Here is a 20698-nt window from a genome sequence, read left to right on the forward strand (position 1 = left end):
TTCTCAGGTTAAAATTAAAGTACTAACCATACATCGGTTGAGCCAGGTTCGTTCCCTTGAGTCCACCATTTAGCTTGGTATTTATTACCTTGATAAGAAACTTCATCACCACTGTTATAAATAGCCGTTGGCTGCCAAACTGCGACCCCCGTACCATCTGTAGGTTGTGTTGTTGCTTCCCATGCACCACCTAAATCAGGACGCTCGCCTTGAGTCCACCACTTTGCTTTATATTCAACGCCGTTATAAGTAACGACATCACCACCAACGTATGCAACACTTGCATCCCAGCTTCCTGTAGGTGGATTTGTAGTATCAACGTTTGTAACTGTTACGCTAAAGCTTTGCGTTGTGGTTAATGCGCCATCACTGACTGCAACAGACACTGTGAAGTCTGTATCTGTATCTACAGCGCCAGCCTCAATAGTTACATTTGAACCGCTACCCACTAATGTTAAGCCTGCAGGTACTGTCCACGAATACGTAAGGGTGTCGTTTTGAGCATCATCAGCCACTACAGCTACACTTGCTGATGCGCCCTCTTCAACGCTGATATTAGCGATAGCATCAACACTCGGTGCTGTGTTTTCACCCCCTGATGTTGGCGCAATAACATTAACAACAACATCACGATTAACGGTTGCTTTACCATCTGATACCACAACGGTTGCCACATACTGCGTATCTGCAGTCACTGTTGGCGCTGTAATGACTAATGATGCACTATTTTGTCCAGATACCACCAGTGCGCTATCAACATTCCAGCTAAAGCTAAGTGGATCGTTATCTGCATCAGTTGCAGAAGCTGTTACTGTAATACTCTCGCCTGAATTAACAGATACAGATGCAGATACTGAAACAACTGGCTTTTTATTTGTTGGCGGAGCAACTACTCCTCCTAAACCATCATGCATAGCATTAAGAATATCACCATTATCCGCATCTATTTCCCAAGCAAATAAACCACCTAAATTATACTGATTAACATACGCTCCTTTAGCCAGTACTGACTTACGGCTATCATAAGTAATTAGTTTACCGGTTGAACGATTCCATACATAAGCGGCCTGTGCTTGCTCATCATAACCCACTTCAAAACCATTAATACCTGTGCCCGCAGCACCAATCATATTGGCTTTAACGCCCTTGTAATCAATAACCCCATCTTCCCATACGCCTTGTGCCGTAGAGCCTTTTAACGGGCCATTACCAGGGGCAGTCATTGGGTTACCATCAATCGCTGCATTTTGCGGGTAAACACCTTCCCAACCACGGCCATACATAGCCGTGCCGACGACGATTTTTTTCGATGGTACATTTTGCGCAAGTAACAGCTGCACTGCATTATCGGTGGTATAAGCAGGGCCTTTACGAGGTTCGCCATTTTCATCAAGCCCGGTACCGTTACATTGGCCAACACTCATGTGTTCACCACAGTAAAGTGCAGTTTGGTGACCGGTTACATTACTCCATGCGCCATAAAAGTCATAGGTCATGGCAAAAATGTAATCCATATACTGACTAGCCGCTTGGTAATCTACATCTTCAATTTTATCGTAACCTGCACCTATAGCTGAGGTTAACTCGTATGTACGACCCGTTTCTGCTTCAAGCTTATCAAGCATAGCGCGTAGTTCTTGCATTAATGCAACATAGGCTGGGCCATCGTTGATTGGATCGCCAATGTCAGGATTGGGACCGTCACCACCTGGGAATTCCCAATCAATATCGACACCGTCATAGAATTTCCATGTTCTTAAAAACTCTTCCATTGAGGCAACAAAGGTGTCGCGGTTAGCTTTATTGGTAAAGCCACCGAATGGGTCTGATAACGTCCAACCACCTACAGATGGTAAAATTTTAATATCTGGGTAACGCTGTTTAAGCGCCATTAGCTGAGAGTAAGTACCACGGATAGGGTCTTTTGCATCAACCCCTGGCAGTGCTTTTTGTACTGCTGCCCATGGGTCGTGAATAACCACTTCGTAATCTGCAGAGCCGGCACAAGCGGTTTCAAGTGCACGTTTAGGACCACCCGATAACGATGCGTTTTCACCACAAATTGGAATAAAGCCATACAAAATATGACTCAGATTTTGTGCTGGCATATTCGTTACATCATAATCACGGCCATAAATTCCCCACTCAACAAAGTAAGCGCCTGTAACTAAACCTTGTTTGATACCAATGTCACGGTTATTTGGATCTACATCCATCGGCAATGGCGCTAAGTGGCCACCGTCAGTATCAGCAATTACAATAGGTTTGCCTGCACTACGCGCACAGGTCGTGCCACCTTCACATAGCTCAACATACATTGTATGGCGGCCTGCTTTATCATAAGGGAATGAAATAGTGCCACTTTTAGAACCAGCAGCAAGCGTGCCTTCATTCACTAGCATGTCATCAAAATATACTTTGTAGCTATCGCCACCATCACCACTCCATGCACTCCACTGAATGTTGATATTAACTTGTTCAACACGGGTAACTAGCTGCTTATAAGAGCCGTTTCCCTCAAGATCTACCTCAACAAACGAATATTGCTGTGGTTCCCAATTAATGCTTGGTGTAGACGGTGCAGCAGATGCTGTGCTTGCAAATAAAGCAACACCGATGGCTGCGCTTAGTTGTTTGATATTCATAGGTCTCTCCTATCCATTATTTATGTAATTATTTAATAAGTTTGAACTGCAAAACTTAGGCTTTATTAAAGTTTGGTCCATACATTGGCTTGCCCTGGCGTATCGCCCTGAGTCCACCATTTAGCGCGATAGCGCTGTCCTTGATACGTTACTTCTGCGCCGGCTTGGTAGGCTTTGCTAGTATTCCAAGTGGCTGCTGTGTCAGCTTTCGAGGCTGATTCCCATGCCGCTGAGGTATCTGGTTGTTGGCCTTTGTTCCACCATTTAGCGGTGTAAATAACGTTAGCAAAACGGGCTTTATCGCTGGCTTGATAGGTCTGAGTGCTTTCCCATTCAGGTACTGTTGGGTCAACCGGATCGACCACAGGTACATCGTTAACCGTGACACTAAAACTGGTTTGGGTACTTAATTGACCATCCGATACAGATACTGCAATGGTGTAATCGGTGTTTGCTGATACCTCTGCAGTGGTTAAGTTGATGTTGGCACCAGAGCCTGTAAAGCTTAGCGGTGTAGGTACTGTCCAGCTGTAAGTTAGCTCACTTTGCTCATCATCAAAGGCATGCAGATGAATTGCTGTTGTGGTGTTTTCATCAACTACTAGGTTATCTGGGGTGTGTACAATGGGTGCGGTGTTTGTTGGCGCACCTTGCACACTCAAGGCATAGGTATAATTTGCATCGCTGCTATACACTTGATTTATGAGTACGTCGGTTGCATCAAACGTAATGTCGCCCGCTTGGTTTTGCACACCAATTTGCACTAAATGCGCGTAATCGAGGTTAAGCTGCTCAGCCAATGCTTGTTGCCAATTTGCTTGATTGTCGGCATTGATTTTAAGCTGTTGGTTGATCACCTCTTGGCCTGTTTCGTCAAATAATCGCGCCCATACGATGTCGCCTGCAATAGCATTTTGCCCTTGGCGAACAAAGTAACCGACGCTAGTCAACGAATTTGGATCAGTTGGGCCTGCGTCATTTACTATGTTGATGTCGCTACAGTTATAAAAGCCTTCACCAACCACATCATTACGTTGCCAACGGCTATATAAAATAGCCTCGCCGCTGCGGTCTTGCGGAATTGCAACATTCATTTCATAGTAGCGTTTACCATCGGGGTCTTTAACGACCTCAATGTTGTCGTGCTCTTGCACTAGCTGTAAGTCTTGCCAAGTTAGTACGTCAGTTGCGCTATTGAAGCTTGGCTTGGTAATGTAAAACTGCCAAAAGCTTGGGTTGTGCGGGGTTGATGCAAGATAACGTATTTGAATATCACCATTGGCATTGGGTACTACATCACTGCGCTGCCAATGTGGTGATGGTAAATCCATACCCCGTTTGGCTGTATCGCCACCAGCACATAAAGTGCCGTTTGGTACACTGGCCTCAACTGCGGTTTGATTTAAATAGTCAGGAGTATTAACCGAAAATTCAATCGCTTGTACAAACTGCACCGTGCCCGATTCTAAATATGCGGCTCGACACGCAAGGTTAGGAATATTTGTGCCGTCTTCAGGCCACCAGTATCCGCCATCAACTTGACAAATTGCTTGGCGCGCTTTAGGGCTATCCATATAACCATGTGCTTGCACTTGCGGTGCTAGTGTACTGAGTAGTAAACCACTAGTAATTGCAGATAGCGTAATCGTGTTAAATTTAATTGATGCCATTATTTTATCCTTTATTAGACTCAATACATGGGGCAAGCTCAGGCCTACCCCTCATTGTTTTGTAAATTACAGGCTACAACTTAAGGTCCAATCTGCTGTTGCACCCGGCTCAGAGGTTGTCCACCACTTGGCTTTATAAACTACGTTGTTATGCACCATTAGATCGCCGCCAGCAGCATGACTTGGGTTGCCCGCCCAGTCTGTTTGAGGGAAGTTTGGATAAACAGGAATCGTGGCTATATCAACTCCTTCACACGTACCTACAGGGTCACCGCCACCGTTATCTGGATTGCCCGTGCCATCACCCGGTGTTGCATCTGGTAGCATTGGGTATTCAGCTTTGAATGCATAAGTTTTTCCATCTTTTTCAATGGTAAAGTTGCTAGGCCCAGTGATTGGCATGTAGTACATCACTTGTGCATTCACAGTTGCACCAGCGCTAAAGTCTTTTGGTTGACCGCCCCATTCATTGTTCAGTGTGATTGAGAAACGGTGGAACTCGTTCTCAAAACCGCCAATATTATTACCCGCTGCGTTCGAGCCATTTACTTCTACTGCCATGCCCAGTTTTTCTTGTGCATTCCAGTTAGATTTAAAAATAGCGGAAGTTGATACCGGCACATCAAATGAAATTTTTGCACCACTTAAATCAAGACTTGAGTTATTAGTAAATGCAAACGTTGGGCTGATTGGGTAATTATCATCACCAATTGGGAAGTCTTTTGCTGTAAATGTTACATCTACTGCTTCAGCAGGCACTGTAAAGTTTGGATTTCCGCCATGTACATCATATGCAACACCGCTTTGATTAAACTTATCGTATGCAAGTGAAGTAAGCGTTGACCCCATGAAGTACTCGCCTTTGGCTGAGTCATAGTCAAAGTCACCTGCCAGCTCCCAGAACATGATACCGCCAAGACCATTGTTGATAACGTAATCAACCTTTGTTGCCATTGACTCTTCATCTTCTATCGAGAGGAATACTTTTTTATCTGCGTTCCATAACCAAGGTGCAACGGCAACGCTGTCATAGTGACGAGTATAAGTACCTGTTAAGCGGTCATCGGCGTCGGTATCAGGTGTTAAGCCATACACGCCTAAATACGAGCCAACAATGCCGTTTTCAAGGTTTTTAACATGCCATAAAGGGTTTGAACCTGCTGGCATTTCTTGGCCTGCATCGTTCTTATCATGCCAAAGGTTATCGATACCTAGTGCACCATTACCGCATTTGTTTTTCTCACCTACGCCAGTACCTTTAGCGCAATCAGCTTGGTTTGGTAGTGCCGCTTGGCCCCATAAACCGTTTGTTCCACCTGATACATCTTTAAAGCCACGGGTGTAATAAGGCAAACCAATATTGATTCGACCCGCTGACATCGCACCACGGAAGTAACGCACTGCCCAATCAGTATTTAAATACCCAATGCCTTCAAACTCTTTGGTACCATATACATTCCACTGCGTAAGCTCTGAATCAAGACCCGTGTCAAACAACGCAGCGTTGTGACCTACGTGCGAGTTCCATGCGCCATGTAAGTCATAAGACATGATATTTACATAATCGAGGTATTGAACCGCTTGGAAGGTTTCCATTCCACGAAGTAAATAGCCCGACGAAGGCGATGCAATAGTGAGTAAATAATGCTTACCAGCGGCTTCACCTGCACGGTCTAGCTCTTCTCGTACCTTTTTCATTAGCACTTGATATGAAGCATTCAACCCTGCACGACGTGCGTTAGAAATAGGAAAGTCATCAGGGTGGCCTGAGTCATTCATTGATGATGGGTATTCATAGTCAATATCAACACCATCAAAACCATACTTTTCAATAAATTCAACAGCACTTTGTGCGAATGCATTAATGCCAGCATGATTGATTGAACCATCGGCATTAGTGGTCATAGTATAGAAACCACCGCTTTCAACACGGCCCGTCTCATCAAAATAACCGCCGGTTTCAGCCCAACCGCCTACTGATATTAATGTTTTTACATCTGGGTGTTGTTTTTTATATTTGTTTAACAGGTTAAAGTGACCTTTGTAGTTAAACTCTGGGTCCATTTCAGCGCCAACTACGCCCGGCCATTCCATATTAGTAGCAGGATTATTTACTGAAGCAGGATCGCCAATAGATACTTTGTTGTTCGCATCAACATGGGCAAATGCATAGTTGATGTGGGTGATTTTATCCCAAGGAATATCGTTTACTAAATAGCTGGGTTGACCATTAGCGCCATTACGCCAGCTAGTAAAGTATCCAATTACACGGCGTGGATGATCTGGGCCCATGATCTCGCGACCATTTGCGTCATAAATCGTACAGTAAGGCGTGTTTACACCGGGAGTTTGATATAAACCTTGGGGACGACAGTCAGTGCCCGTAACTGGGCCTGTATTTTCATCAACAACCGTTAATACTTTTGTTACTTGCGCTGTTGCACCGTCGTTATCGGTCACCGTTAGGGTGAAAGTTGCCTGACCAAGTGCCGTTGCTTGCCATGCAAAACTGCTCGCTGGTGAGCTTGATTGATGAACATCCACCCCGTTTGCTGCAAAGCTCAGAGCCGTTACTTGGCCATCACTATCAGTTCCAGAAAGTGCAAACACCACCTGCGAACCAACAACCAGTTGATCCGGAAGCGTGCTAAATGAAATAGCGGCAACAGGTACTTGATTAACAGGGTCAACAACTACTGAATCACTAACGTTCAGCGTATTAACAACTTCTGCAGAGTTCGCTCCTTCATCGTCTGTTGCTACCGCGCTAATTTGATGTTCGCCCGTGATAGCTTGCCAGTTAACACTGAACGGCGCAGTGTTATCAACCGCTATGGAAATGCCGTCGACAAAAAACTCTACACCTGCAACCGAGCCATCTGAATCAGTTGCTTGCGCCAAAATGACAACGTTGTCTTTATCGTTAAATAAAGAACCATTCCCAGGTGTGATCTCAGTAATTATAGGCGACTGATTATCATTGACAGCGCTGTCACACGCACCTAAAAGTAACCATTCTTGATATTGACCGGTATTCTCCAAAGGGTTTGCTTGTGTCCACCACTTGGCTTCATACGCATTATTTTGTGCCTTTACTTGGCTTCCTGCTGTATGAGTTTGCCCTAACTCCCATGTCGTCAATGTACTGCAGTCTATTGATGCATATACATTTAAACTAAATGCACTTAGTGATAAGACACTTAATTTAAGGGCATTATTTATTATTTTCCGTGAGCTCATTAGCTCCTCCGCTTAGTGTGTTAAGAAATGCTATTGTCAGTTTCCATTTATGAAACTAGCATGAACAAAGTAAATATCAAGTAAATAAAGTGTAATTAATAAACAAAATAGATACAAATTGATTAATTAATAATATGAGGCTAGTGATTTATAACTACTATAAAAACTATTAAAATACCAAGTTCAATTAATAACATTTATTAATTGGGCATTAAAAAGCCCAGTGAAACTGGGCTTGGTTTACATTAGGAATGTATATTTTGCTTAATTAAATGAAACCGTAACAATATTCGAACATACGTTCTCAGAAACACATAACTTATAGTTATACGTTGATAATCTTGCGTTACGAACGTAGTCACGGTAACGGCCATTATCTGATACGGTATCTACTAGTTCGCCATTTCGGTATAAGCTAAGTGACTCAGCACCCACTTCTTCCCAGTTTAGCTCTACACGCATAGTATCAAGACGTGACTTATTAGCGCGTTTTAGAGTCAACTCAATTTCAACATCACTTACAACAACTGTTTGTGTGAATGTATCTGAGTTGTTTTCACTATCTGTTACAGTTAGTTCAACTTCATAACTACCTGATTCAGCGTAGGCATGAACAGGGTTTGCATCAGTTGAAGTTGCACCGTCACCAAAGTTCCAGCTCCACTGTGAAATGTCATCATTAACATCACGGCTTGTATCTGTAAATGTAGCAGTTAAACCTTGTGCTGAAACATTAAAGCCGGCTTCTGGTGGTTGTGGACTTACTTCACCAATAGCACTAAATGTAAGTGACCAACCATTGATATTACCCGTATCTGCGCCTGCTGTATCTTCAACATTAAGTGTCCAATCTCCAGTCGCTACCTCAGAATTAAATACCGTTGATGTAAATGACTTCACAATGTCGTCGTCACTGCCACCTTCATTGCTTTGTAAAGTAACCTCTGTACCTTGTGCTGAAATAAGTGTAAGCACTAAGTCACCAGACCAAGTATGCGTAATGTCTACATCAGCCGTGGTACCAAAGATAGTTAAATCATCGGCCACAGTAATAACAGAGCTTGCACCTTCAGGTGAGTTATCCGGAATCTCAACGCGTTCATTACTACTGTAAGTAAAGTCGTTCAAACCAGCAGGTTGCAGCATTAAGCTTACTGTTTGATCTTTAACTTGCTCGTCTGTTGAAGCAGTTACAGTAAAGTCATAATTACCCCACTGAGTATCGCTATTAGTTGCTACCGTTAATACAACCTCATCACCTGGACGAGCTGTAGTTGCGCTTAGCGATGCGTCAGTAAGATCAGCAGCCAAAGCAAGTGAAACGTCACCATCCCATTGTGCAACTGAACCAATTGTAAAGGTATAGGTAACCGTATCACCAACTGTTGCTTGTTGAGAAACAGGTGATACTGATAATTTAAACCCAGGAGTTGGATCAGCATCAATGACTGCTTGGTTAACATTTAGACGTGTACCTGCAACCGTTTTACCATTTAATGCCGCATTAGCATCACCACTAGACATAAGTAACTCTTTAAGCTCTAGTGATGTTAGATCTGGATTTACTGACAATACAAGTGCAGCAGCACCAGCTACATGTGGTGTTGCCATTGATGTGCCAGAATAGCTTGCATAACCGCCACCTGGAATGGTTGATAAAATAGCACTACCTGGCGCGCCCATATCAACACTGGTTAAACCCCATTGTGAAAAGCCAGACATATTGTCGCGACTATCAGTACTTGCAATAGATAATACATTGTCATTTTCATAATTAGATGGGTAATGAGGATTTACATCGTTGTCTACCGCATCATTACCAGCAGCAGCTACAAATAAAATATCAGCTTCTTCACTGGCAGTAATCGCATCAGCAAGTGCTTGGCTATAACCACCACCGCCCCAGCTATTGTTTAATACACGAAGGTTAACACCTGAGTTTTTAAGGCCTACCATGTAGTCAATACATTTAATAGCGCCAGATGTAGAACCTGTACCATCTGCAGCTAAAAACTTACAACCTGCAATAGATACATCATGGTTTACACCAACAATACCAACACCATTGTTACCACTGGCACCAATTGTACCTGATACATGTGTACCGTGGCCTTCGTCATCCATTGGGTCGCCAGCATCGGTAATCGCGTTAATACCGTGTACGTCATCAATATAACCGTTGCCGTCATTATCGATACCATCTCCAGCAATCTCACCGCTATTTACCCACGCATTCGCAGCTAAATCAGGATGGCTATAATCTACACCAGTATCAATAACACCTACAACAATATCACGGCTACCAGTTGAAATTGACCAAGCCTCAGGTGCATCAATATCTGCATCAACCGTACCACCAGTTTGGCCTTCGTTATTTAAGCCCCATAAATCTTCAAAGCGAGGATCATTAGTTGCGTTTGCTATGCTCACTCGGTAATCAGGCTCAACATACTCAATAGCTTGATGTGATTTTAAGCGCTCAATTGCTTCTTTAGCGCTCATTCCTGATATTTTAAATTTAGCGAGGCGGCCTGAAAATAACGAAGTGAAGTTATCATCAATTTCATCGTTATTTAGATCAGATATTTTGGCTTTTACTAACGAACGAGCTTGCTTACGCATTTCCGGCGAAGCATTCTTTTTATATTTAACAATAATTGAGTCACTACTCGCAGTAACTTTTTGAGTCGTACTGTTTACATCAGGCAATTTCGCCGCAGCTAAACAAGGTAAAAGTGCAAGTGTAATAATAGATAATTTTGTTTTCATCGTTTTATCCGTAATTAAGTTAACTTAGCTGTACTAAGTGGAAAATTTACGTATAAGAATTTAAGCAATCACGTGGCAAGTGCTAAGAAAACGGTTAAACAGCGACTAACTCAAGTAAAAAAAAAAAATAAGGTACAAAATCATTACTTTTAACTAGAAATACAGTGATAAAAACATAAAAAACATCCATTTTAATGAGCTAAACTCATTAATTTTAACATACCATTAACTCATTATTTTTTATTGGATTTTAGTGAGAAATAAATATAAATCCAAAATTTAATTTCAAGCCATTGAAACTAAACAGCTTTAAATACCATTAAAAAAGATGATTCAAAATAGGTTCATTGAAGAATACAGTGACTGAGCAGTTATGAAGTAGATAACAGTAAACATACTGTTCAAGCACTGAAAGCTAGATTCTACATTCATGATTAAAACCGCACCTTACGTTTAAGAATAAAAGTTAATCACACATTTAACAGCACGGCATGCTGTAACGACAAACACCTTATTAAAACTTAATAAACAACCAAGGTGTTTAATTTTGCATTTCAAGGAGAATAATAATGAAATTGAATAAATCACTTTTAAGCTGTGCTATTGCAATTGCAATGGGCGCAAGCTTTACAGCAAACGCAACTACAGAATCAAAAGCGGGTTCAACTTCTGAGCTTGCATCTAAAGTATCTGTAAGTAGCATTGAAAATGCCGTAACAGTTAAACAATCATTTTCTGATAATACAGCATTAGTATCTCAAGATGGGGATGGCAATACTGCACTAGCTACTGAAGTCGGTAACAATAACGATGTTAAAATAGCTCAATTACAAAATGGTAATTACGCCGAAGTTGAAACAACGGGTGATAACAACCAACAGACTTATGCGCAAGATGGTATCGCTAATGGTTTTATTACTCGTATTACGGGTGATCATAACGGCGTTTATGTTTCTCAATTAGGCCAAGGATTATTCCAGAATAATGAAGCAATCAATATTATCACCGGTAGCGACAATAATATTGACGTAGAACAAGGTGATGGCGGCCATTGGTTTTACAACATGGACATGAGAGGTAACGGCAACGAAATTATTTCATCTCAGTCAGGTATGTGGCAAGAGTTTGAAATACTTAGCTTATCTGGTGATGAAAACATCATTGAAATTGAACAAACAGACACGTGGAATGAATTTAAAATAGAGTCATTACGTGGCAACGAAAATGAAATTGATGTTAGCCAAGATGGCTCACGCAACATTGTTACATTCACTGATATAGCTGGTGATGCAAACGAAATAGCTATTGAACAAAGCAGCGGTGATAACAATACGATTACTTTTGCAGCCGTTACTGGCAATGATAATGAAATAAAACTAGACCAAGAAGGTTCAGATAATGCTATTGAATCTGGTCTTTTTGACGGTTCATTCAACGAAGTAACAGTTAATCAAGTTGGTGATGAGAACCTTGCAACAACTGAGCTAATGGGCGATAACAATGAGCTTACAGCAATGCAAGTTGGTAACACTAATGAAGTATACATGGGTGTAATTGGATCAAATAATGAATTTACAGTAACTCAAGTTAGTAATTCCAGCTCGGTTCATTTAGCTAATTTTAATGGTAATGGCAATGATGTTGACCTTAGCCAATCAGGTGGTGATGAAAACGCAATTTTAGTGCAGTCTTCATACCCTGATGTCTCACTTACATCAAACGATAACGATATTGATGTTAATCAAGTCGGTAACCAAAACGAAGCCATTGTTACACTAGCGGGTGTTCTTGATAGTAATGCAAACCAAATTGATATCGCTCAAAATGGTGATATCAACGTTATTGACTTAATGGTAGAGGGCAGTAATCACTCTATTGATATTGCACAACAAGGTGAGGGAAACTGGGTAGGTGGAACGGGAGATTCAGCGCTTTTACTAGGTGGTGAAAACGTTTCATTCTCTGTTACTCAAACAGGTAATTACAATACTGTTGAAGGTAACGTAATTGGCTTTAACAGTACATTCTCTGTCACGCAAATCGGTGATGGTAACACTGCAACAATTACACAAATGTAATTGATGAGAAAGGGAGAGTAACCCTCTCCCTTATTTAACTATGAAAAATAATAAATATAACTATTTTTTTATACTTTTAACTCTTTTTATTCCTTGTAGTAATGCCAGTGATGATTTAGAAATCGATGGATTACTTCTAAACAAAAGTATTAGCCGCTTTGGGTATCAATTTTATAGTGAATTTTCAAACTATTGGCGCGAATTCCCCTCAACAGCAGGCTTCAATGTAGAAATAAAAGAAACGGTTATACCCCGTGCTGGCACCAAATTAGTATTAATAATGAATAATAAGATAATTTATGCAACCCACTTGGGACGAAAGCTAGAGCCTTTGGACGAGCGGGTAGAGCAAGCAGTACATTCTGTAATGGACGCAATGGCGCGATCGAATATGCAAACAGCGAGTCCTGACATGGCATTGAACGGATGGTAACAATGAAAAAAATAGTATTAACAATAATAACGACTTTAAGCTTTTCAGTCTCCGCAACTGAAATTATTTACACCCCTATTAACCCGAGCTTTGGCGGCAACCCTCTCAATGCCAATATGCTGCTTAGTAAGGCACAAGCACAAAATAAGCATAAAGCGCCTGTGATCGAAAAAGGGTATGCAGAGCAATTTCAGGATTCATTAGAGCGAACATACTTAAATAGGATGGTGAGAGAAATCACCGACATGGCTTTTGGCGAAAATATTGAAGACAGTGTTTTTAACCAAGATTCAATATTTATGAGTGGCGATTATCAAATAGAAGTAATCACCAGTACAACCGACACTATCACGGTTAGAATAACAAATATAATTGATGACTCGGTTGTGGTTATCGAAGTACCGAGGTTTGGATAATGTATAAAGTAATTATAATAACAATCGCTCTTTCTCTTAGTGGTTGCTCTACTATGGGTAATTTAATTCCCCCATCAAAACAAAGTGCGGTAACGTTAGAGCCAACAGATGTTTTTTCTGACTTAAAAAGCTTACCTAAACCTGCAGGTAGCATTCCAGTTTCGGTTTATTCATTTCGCGATCAAACCGGTCAATATAAACCACAAACTAATGTTAGCTCGTTTTCAACGGCCGTCACTCAAGGTGCAAACTCTATTTTAGTGCAAGCATTACATGAGTCTGACTGGTTTACGCCGGTTGAACGTGAGGGTTTACAAAACATTTTGACTGAGCGAAAAATTATTAGAGCGGCACAAGCGACTAACCCTAATCAGAGCGAGCTTCCGCCATTAACCACCGCAAAAATTATTTTAGAAGGTGGCATAATTAGCTACGATACCAATGTAAAAACTGGCGGATTAGGAATGGAATACTTTGGGATTGGTGCCTCAGAGCTATATCGTGAAGATGCAATTTCAATTTATTTGCGTGCAGTCGATGTAAGAACTGGCCAAGTACTATTATCAGTAGCCACCAGCAAAAAAGTATTGAGCCAAGAAATGCGAGCAGGCTTCTTTAGATATGTTAGTTACAAACGTTTAGCCGAAGCCGAAGCTGGATTTAGTGATAACGAACCTATGAGTATTTGTGTGACACAAGCCATAGAAAAAGCGCTTACTGATTTAATTACTAAAGGCATAGATCGAGGACTTTGGGCTAAAAAACAAGCTTAAAAAATAAAAGGCTATGCAAATAGCCTTTTTATTTAATTATCTAATGGAAGTAATACCGAAATGTAGCGCTGTGCCCAATTTGCAAGCTCTATACGATTACGCGATTGAGTCTTTTTAAACGCACTATAAAGATGAGTTTTCACTGTGTGATCACTAATATTGAGTTTGTTCGCTATTTTATCGTTACTCGCACCCTGCGCTATTAATTGAATCACCGATTTTTCACGTTTGGTTAAGTTTTCGTAATCCGATTTACTAAGCACTATGTCGTCATGCAGTAAATTGTTAGATGAAGCGGCATTCAATATATCTTTGAATGCATCAGAAATCACTTTACGAGTAAACCATAGCTCGCCGTCGGTTATTCTTACAAGCGCCTTAAAAATATCCTCTGCAGCATCTGAACTATAAAAAACACCATTGAAGTGATTTAATAATAAGTTTTTCTCACACACAGCATTTGGATCAACGTTAAATAAAATCACCTTATTTTGCTTAGCTAAACAGATTAGTTCGGCAGGGATTAATGAGTGCCAATCCTTATCCGCACCATCAACGAGATAAAGTTCAAAGGTTTGACGTAACTCGACTTTAGGGAGTGAGTCATCCATTTTTATTTCATTAAAAAGCGCTTTTAAAGTGCTTATAATCGTTGTATAGCAAAATGAGTGAGAAGAAGATTTAGGTGTTGTTTTAATAAAGGCAAATTTTTTACTTAACATAATTACCATCCCTGAAACAATTTCATTACATTACCTAAATCAACTACAAAACACAATGCTCTTTTGGTATACCTTCGTAGTGGAGTACTCTGTAAAGCAATTAAGTCGAACGGCCAACACCCTCTCGCCATCACATTATGCGAAGTACAACACGTTTAGTTAAAGCAATTTAGAGTCAACTCCAAGCCGCTGGCGACTTGAAGATTGTCATATCTCTAAGAACAGCTTATCAATTAAACTACTTAGCTGTGGATTAACTTGCTCTTTTAACGCAAAAATAAAGTCCATTGAAGTAGCAGGCATATTAGGGTGAGAATGATTTTCCCATACTAAGTTAAGTGCCTTAATTATCGCTTCATCGCCTATTTCTTTCCTTAATTTTGCAAATGCGATAGTGGCTTTTGAGTATTGATCGTAGTTTTTTGTTGAATCAATTAACGCCATTTGAGGGGTAATATCCATACGAGATGCTTGCTTGTAACGTTTTGTCTCATACTCAACTAATGCATTCACAGCGGCTTTACCGTAGCGTTTTTCTATCACCACTAATTCGATATATTTTGCCATCGATTCAATTAAAAACGCTCTGTCAGCAGGCACGCTATTGCCTATATCATGGCCAAACCATTGATGAGCGGTTTCATGCACTGCACGGCGATAACGCTGATCAAAACCGGCATCATTGCTTGGTCGAGCCCTAAAACCGACGGTATCTTCAATTAATATAATTTGTGGCAAGGCATACCCTGTGCCCCCAAAGGATGGGGCCGCAAGTATACTCAATTGCTTTGCTTTATAAGCAACAATATTATTTTTAAACCAATCAAGTGTGTCTATCATTGCATGAAAGTTAACAGCAATTGCATCTGAGCGCTCAATCAGCTGTTGTTTTTTTGCAAATACTTGTAACGTAACACCATCATGCTTTTTAGTTGCAGCAGTAAAAGGCACTGACAGCCAAGCAGGTAAGTTATTAATTTCAGTTAATGTTTTAAACTCAAATATCTCACGGCCCTGCTCACGTTGATGTGTAATTTGTTTGCCCTGCGTCACAACTTGATGCCCCGATGCGGTTGATATTTTGCTCGACATCGTTATACGCTCATAGTGTTTAGGCCTTTTTTGCTGTTCATTAAATAATGTTGAAGCTAAAGGCCGTGCCTTTTGTTGCAAACCATATTGAGCGCGTAACTGTGTATCGGTAAGCTCATAATTGACTTGATAGCCAATGGTTGGCAACGCAGGAACCGCACGAATATAACTAAATTCAGGCGTAATTATTTGATGCCCACTAGCAGGCCACAATGTTGTTTGATGAATATCAAATTTTGTGGTTAATTGTCGTGTTTCATGAGGCTTTAATGCAATATCAAACTCATAAACAGCTTGATTTAAGTCAGGATAAAACGCAATTTGGGTCGCACCAGCAATCTTTACATTCGTCCATTTATAAAAACCTGCCCTGCCAACTAAAATTTGCTTAATAGCCGTTGGATGAAGGTTTTCTAAGGTGTACGTTAGATCAAACTTAACAAACTGTTGATGCGGGTAAAAATCAATATTTGCATCAATATGGCTAACTTGAGGTTGCAACTTATGCTGCCAATCTACAAAGTTTTTTTCATAATTGGCTTTAAACGCTTCACGTTTATGCGAATTGGTAAGCGGTTTTTCATCAACCAAGCGTAGATGTAATTGCACAAATAAGCCAACGCAGAGCAACACTGGCATTATTAGCCATGCATCTTTTCGCACAACCGCACGCCTATCAAACCCCGCACCGCGATGACTAAATACACACGTTAGCAATATAAAACTTATACCGGCCAGCAACCACACCTGCATATAAGGCCAATAACTGCTGATACTTGCCCGGTAACCCCAAAACTCACTCGGCGGCTGCAATGGCGTCCAAGCTAGGCTCCAAAATGTGTGTGTGAGTCCTAAATAAGTCATAACGGGTGTAAATTTTAGCAACAGCATCACAAAAACGATTGCTCCTGCAACCAGTGTTGAGCGAAAAATATTAAATACACATACCGTTACCCAGCCAATTAGCATCAGGGGCAGTGACGATAAACACAAAACATATACATGGTCGTAAGCGTCATATTGGCTATCAATAAACCACTGCGCTAAAGAAGCTCCCACAAAACTCATTATTGAAAAAGTAATAACCAAAGTAGCCAATACCAATAATTGACTATATAAAATAGTGGCCGTTTTGATAGGCGTAGCAGCAATTAGCTCAGCCATATTAAAGCGCCGTGCATAGCAACTGATTTGCCAGCTCCAAAGCACCATCAGCAAACACCCAAACAGTATTTGCATATCAAATGCATAGTGACTAATTGCATCGATACTGGTTGTTGCATTGATTACACTCAATGGCTCAGCATAAGCAGCAGAAGAGGCTACGCTATTAAACACCATGAATGGCCAAGCTAAAAAAACTATCCATGTTATTGGATGCTTTAACACATTGAAAAGCGCTACTTTATAAAATGTGATAAATATCGCTAGACCATGACTTTGTGCAGCCGCAGGTCGGTACGAGGCATTTGCTACCGTAACGGGTTGTAGCTTGCTCACTGCACTTTTTACTGGCTTACTAAACGAGTTAGACTGATTACTTGCAACAGCGCTAAAATAAATAAGGCTTGTGAGTAATAATATCAGCACCCGATTAAAAGCGACAATCCAGCCTTGTGGTTCACTAAAGCTAGCTATAATCGCGGTGTATGCGAAAGGGTCTAACCATATAAACAGTTGATAGCTAGTTTCACTGATAATACTACTGCCCGCCAGTATTGGGTTACCAGTAACACTTGCAAGTAGTAAGTAGCCAATCCATAAAACTGCAAATATCACATAATTCACCAAAGCACTGCTGAACTTTTGACAAAACCACAGGGCAATGACACTGAGCAAACACGCATTAGGAAACAACATAAAAAGGCTATTAACAAACAGTAGATTAATAATATGCCAGTCAAACCCGTTACTGAGTAACTGTGTTACAACCACCAGCATACTAATAAACGCAATCGCAAACACACACATCACCAAAGCGCTCAAACGTAACCAAGCTCGCTTTCTAAAAGTAATAGGAGTCGCTGCTACAAGCTCGTGCATATTGTGTATTTGATCACGTAAAAAAATTGTCGGTGCAAGCGCGCCTGTCAGTAAAGCTAGTTGCATCATTTGTAGGGCAACTAGGTGCAGCTTTAACTGGTTTATCGCATCGCTTCCTTCAACAGCTAACCCTGCTGACAATGTATACGCAAACAAAGGCGCTGCTAAAAAGCACAACCAAAGCAGAGACTGACGAGTGATGTAACGCAGTTCATTGATCAATAACATGCGTGACACCCTCTTGCTTTCAATTCATAAAAATAGCTATCTTGCAGTGTCGCTTCTGCGGGTATCGCACTTTCAGCAGGGGTCGTTGTAGCATAAACACGAAATGAAGGTTTGCCGTACCGATAACTTTTGCTTAGTACCAAACTCTCTTGCGGTAGTTCACTAGGCAGGGTGTCTAGCAGCCATACACATCCATGCAATGGCTTGATAAGGGCGGCTACTTCACCACTTTGAATTAGCTGGCCTTGGTTAATCATTGCAACAAAGTGACACTGATTTTCTATGTCTTCTACAATGTGCGTAGATAACAGCACTAGGCGTTGTTTACTAATCGTCACCAATAAATTATTGAGACTTTCGCGCTCAGCAGGGTCAAGCCCTGCGGTTGGTTCATCTAAAACAATCAGTTTAGGAGAACCTAACAACGCTTGAGCAATACCAAAACGTTGTTTCATCCCACCCGAAAAGTGGCTCACATTTTTATTCGCAAACGAAGATAAATTTAATAGTGCCAAAAGCTCCTCTATTTGCTGCTTTCGATCTTTTTTATTGAGTCCCTTTAACGTTGCAATATGTTCTAACAATGCAATACAACTCATATTTGGATAGACGCCAAATTGTTGCGGTAAATAGCCCAGCTGTTTGCGCATCTGTTCGGGATGTTGCAGCACATTTAAGCCATCAAAATTTACCTGACCATTATCCACACTTTGCAAACACGCTAGGGTGCGCATTAAACTTGATTTACCCGCCCCATTTGGTCCAAGTAAACCAACCATGCCAGCAGGCAAATGAACCGACACATCATTTAAAGCGTGCGTGCCATCTGGGTATTTTTTATTTATATTTGTAAGTGTCAGCATCTATTGCGTTCCTTAATTGACGAATAGTCACATTAAGCAACACCTTCCAAATCAGCTAGCAAGTAATGATCAAAGCCTATAACTAAGGGATAAGAGTAACGATTGGCTGCTCATCATTGAAAACCTTACTTTCATCATTATTTGTGGTTTTTTAGCAACGTAAAGATGTGTTAATAATGTTTAAAGGGTAAAGTAGTGTGAAGTTAAAATTATATTAAGGTGAAATGTGCAGACGGTTATTTCCTTTTTATCACAACGGATTAAGGTAAAATATGTCATTGCCTTATTGCCGTTATTGGCTGCCATTTTACTTGAAGCCCATATTCGCTTTCTATCGTTAAGGCTCAGCTCAACACCGCTTTACTTACAAATAAACCTGCAACTTCTTTTAGTATGCCTGCCTTTTTTAATCGCCCATGCAATTGCATTTCAACAGCCATTAAGACTAGCCTTAATGAGCTGGCTGTTAGGTTTTATTGCTTACCCTATCTTGATATACGCGCTCGGTGTGCTGCTTCCACAATTTGCTCAATGGCACTATTTAGCACCGCAAGGCTGGGCCTTATGTACGGCAGCAAGCCTAACATGGCTGATATCTCAACGTGTTGTCACTCAGCCTTCACTCAATAGCAAACGGCTAAGTACATTAATATCATTGGATAATGTAGTGTTACTCACTCTTTTGGGCGGGTGTTTTCTAATGGCTGGGGTACTCAATACACATGAAGACCCACTATTAAATCAACCATTTAATTTAATTTTTGATCCAAGTAAAGTCGTCTCGCAGTTTGGTCAATTTATCACTTATTTTTGGCAACTAGGCGTTTATACTGCAATTGTTTACGGGTTATATTTATTTAACCGATACTTTCTCATTCGCCACTTGCTTGCTGTTCACGGCGTATTTTTGTTTGTAGCCGTTTGCGTTATTGTAATGCTGGTATTAACACCTTTGTTGATAGCTGCCGTTCTATCGTTACCCATTAATGACTTACCCCACGGCGTTGCTAACCTCACACCAAGTGGCGATCAAAATATTTTTAGTAAGTTTAATTATCAGTTTATGCTGCTTTTTCTTGTTATAAGTACCCCGATTATTTTGGCGTTTGAGCGTCAACAGCAACAAAGCAAGTTAAATGAAGTCGCTAAACAGCAAACTCAAACCGAACTAAAATTACTTCAACAACAAGTGAACCCTCATTTTTTATTTAATACATTAAATAATTTATATGCACTTACGCTGACAAAATCAGAACAAGCCCCTCAATTAGTACTACATTTAGCAGACTTACTACGCTACACAGTGTATGAAGGGCAAAAGTCATCCGTGCCACTGGCAAAAGAGCTAGACTACCTTAAGAATTTTATTGAATTACAAAAAATAAGAAGTGCGAATAAGTGTAAGTTTAACCTTGTTTGGCCGCACAATTGTGACGACCTCAAAATCACACCGCTGCTGTTGATTATTATTGTTGAAAATGCCATAAAACATGGGGTTGAGCCCGCGAGCGACAAAACACACGTATCAATTGAAATAACAATCAATGACAATGTTTTAACGCTTTATTGCACCAACCCAATACCCGCTCGAGTAGTAAAAAAAGAACATGGGATGGGGCTCGCTAATTTACAAAAACGACTGCAACTTTTATACCCTAATAAACATTCACTAATAACCCATAAGCAAGATGCAATGTGGCAAACAACACTGACCTTGGAGCTGTAA

12 protein-coding genes are annotated in these 20698 nt (G+C 40.8%); 5 read left to right on the forward strand and 7 right to left on the reverse strand.

What is annotated here, in order from left to right; genetic code table 11:
- Positions 1-14 precede the first annotated feature (14 nt).
- The 4 genes from P3J6_RS09040 to P3J6_RS09055 all read right to left on the reverse strand — a co-directional run bounded on the left by P3J6_RS09040 (position 15) and on the right by P3J6_RS09055 (position 10324).
- The gene (locus tag P3J6_RS09040) at positions 15-2645 is read right to left on the reverse strand and encodes a glycosyl hydrolase family 18 protein (RefSeq protein WP_198522794.1); all 2631 of its coding nucleotides are present in this window, start codon (positions 2643-2645) and stop codon (positions 15-17) included.
- Between the two features lie 65 nt (positions 2646-2710).
- Complete coding sequence (locus P3J6_RS09045) at positions 2711-4315, reverse strand: lytic polysaccharide monooxygenase (RefSeq protein WP_198522795.1); 1605 nt, start codon at positions 4313-4315, stop codon at positions 2711-2713.
- Positions 4316-4381: 66 nt separating this feature from the next.
- Positions 4382-7555: a glycosyl hydrolase family 18 protein gene (locus tag P3J6_RS09050; RefSeq protein WP_198522796.1), complete on the reverse strand. Its 3174-nt coding sequence runs from the start codon at positions 7553-7555 to the stop codon at positions 4382-4384.
- Positions 7556-7819: 264 nt separating this feature from the next.
- Positions 7820-10324, reverse strand: coding sequence for a S8 family serine peptidase (locus P3J6_RS09055; protein ID WP_178956927.1), 2505 nt, complete (start codon positions 10322-10324; stop codon positions 7820-7822).
- A gap of 569 nt (positions 10325-10893) precedes the next feature.
- Here P3J6_RS09055 and P3J6_RS09060 point away from each other — a divergent pair.
- The 4 genes from P3J6_RS09060 to P3J6_RS09075 are packed head-to-tail and all read left to right on the forward strand — an operon-like array spanning position 10894 to position 14024.
- Positions 10894-12402, forward strand: a complete 1509-nt coding sequence (locus tag P3J6_RS09060; RefSeq protein ID WP_178956928.1) for a curlin — start codon at positions 10894-10896, stop codon at positions 12400-12402.
- A gap of 40 nt (positions 12403-12442) precedes the next feature.
- Positions 12443-12835: a curli production assembly/transport protein CsgE gene (locus P3J6_RS09065; RefSeq protein ID WP_178956929.1), complete on the forward strand. Its 393-nt coding sequence runs from the start codon at positions 12443-12445 to the stop codon at positions 12833-12835.
- The gene (locus P3J6_RS09070; protein ID WP_138605903.1) at positions 12829-13251 is read left to right on the forward strand and encodes a curli assembly protein CsgF; all 423 of its coding nucleotides are present in this window, start codon (positions 12829-12831) and stop codon (positions 13249-13251) included. The genes P3J6_RS09065 and P3J6_RS09070 overlap by 7 nt, the downstream gene beginning before the upstream one ends.
- On the forward strand, positions 13251-14024 hold the full coding sequence (locus P3J6_RS09075) for a CsgG/HfaB family protein (protein ID WP_138764900.1): 774 nt from the start codon (positions 13251-13253) through the stop codon (positions 14022-14024). Before P3J6_RS09070 ends, P3J6_RS09075 begins: the two co-directional genes overlap by 1 nt.
- A gap of 32 nt (positions 14025-14056) precedes the next feature.
- On the opposite strand, the gene P3J6_RS09080 is transcribed toward P3J6_RS09075, so the two are convergent.
- From P3J6_RS09080 to P3J6_RS09090, 3 genes are all read right to left on the reverse strand, one after another.
- On the reverse strand, positions 14057-14746 hold the full coding sequence (locus P3J6_RS09080) for a response regulator transcription factor (protein WP_138764901.1): 690 nt from the start codon (positions 14744-14746) through the stop codon (positions 14057-14059).
- Between the two features lie 207 nt (positions 14747-14953).
- A complete protein-coding gene (locus tag P3J6_RS09085; protein WP_198522797.1) occupies positions 14954-18109 on the reverse strand; it encodes a M1 family aminopeptidase in 3156 nt (1051 codons plus the stop codon).
- Positions 18100-18972, reverse strand: a complete 873-nt coding sequence (locus P3J6_RS09090) for an ABC transporter ATP-binding protein (protein ID WP_138764903.1) — start codon at positions 18970-18972, stop codon at positions 18100-18102. Before P3J6_RS09090 ends, P3J6_RS09085 begins: the two co-directional genes overlap by 10 nt.
- 226 nt (positions 18973-19198) lie before the next feature.
- Here P3J6_RS09090 and P3J6_RS09095 point away from each other — a divergent pair, with 226 nt between their 5' ends.
- Positions 19199-20698: a sensor histidine kinase gene (locus P3J6_RS09095; RefSeq protein ID WP_198522798.1), complete on the forward strand. Its 1500-nt coding sequence runs from the start codon at positions 19199-19201 to the stop codon at positions 20696-20698.

Origin of the sequence: Pseudoalteromonas sp. 3J6 (genome assembly GCF_903995135.1) — a bacterium.
In the GTDB taxonomy this organism is placed as follows: Bacteria; Pseudomonadota; Gammaproteobacteria; order Enterobacterales; family Alteromonadaceae; genus Pseudoalteromonas.

Coding starts and splice junctions, on each gene's coding strand:
- P3J6_RS09040 (WP_198522794.1), bottom strand. CDS start 2,645: ATGAATATCAAACAACTAAGCGCAGCCATCGGTGTTGCTTTATTTGCA.
- P3J6_RS09045 (WP_198522795.1), bottom strand. CDS start 4,315: ATGGCATCAATTAAATTTAACACGATTACGCTATCTGCAATTACTAGT.
- P3J6_RS09050 (WP_198522796.1), bottom strand. CDS start 7,555: ATGAGCTCACGGAAAATAATAAATAATGCCCTTAAATTAAGTGTCTTA.
- P3J6_RS09055 (WP_178956927.1), bottom strand. CDS start 10,324: ATGAAAACAAAATTATCTATTATTACACTTGCACTTTTACCTTGTTTA.
- P3J6_RS09060 (WP_178956928.1), top strand. CDS start 10,894: ATGAAATTGAATAAATCACTTTTAAGCTGTGCTATTGCAATTGCAATG.
- P3J6_RS09065 (WP_178956929.1), top strand. CDS start 12,443: ATGAAAAATAATAAATATAACTATTTTTTTATACTTTTAACTCTTTTT.
- P3J6_RS09070 (WP_138605903.1), top strand. CDS start 12,829: ATGGTAACAATGAAAAAAATAGTATTAACAATAATAACGACTTTAAGC.
- P3J6_RS09075 (WP_138764900.1), top strand. CDS start 13,251: ATGTATAAAGTAATTATAATAACAATCGCTCTTTCTCTTAGTGGTTGC.
- P3J6_RS09080 (WP_138764901.1), bottom strand. CDS start 14,746: ATGTTAAGTAAAAAATTTGCCTTTATTAAAACAACACCTAAATCTTCT.
- P3J6_RS09085 (WP_198522797.1), bottom strand. CDS start 18,109: ATGTTATTGATCAATGAACTGCGTTACATCACTCGTCAGTCTCTGCTT.
- P3J6_RS09090 (WP_138764903.1), bottom strand. CDS start 18,972: ATGCTGACACTTACAAATATAAATAAAAAATACCCAGATGGCACGCAC.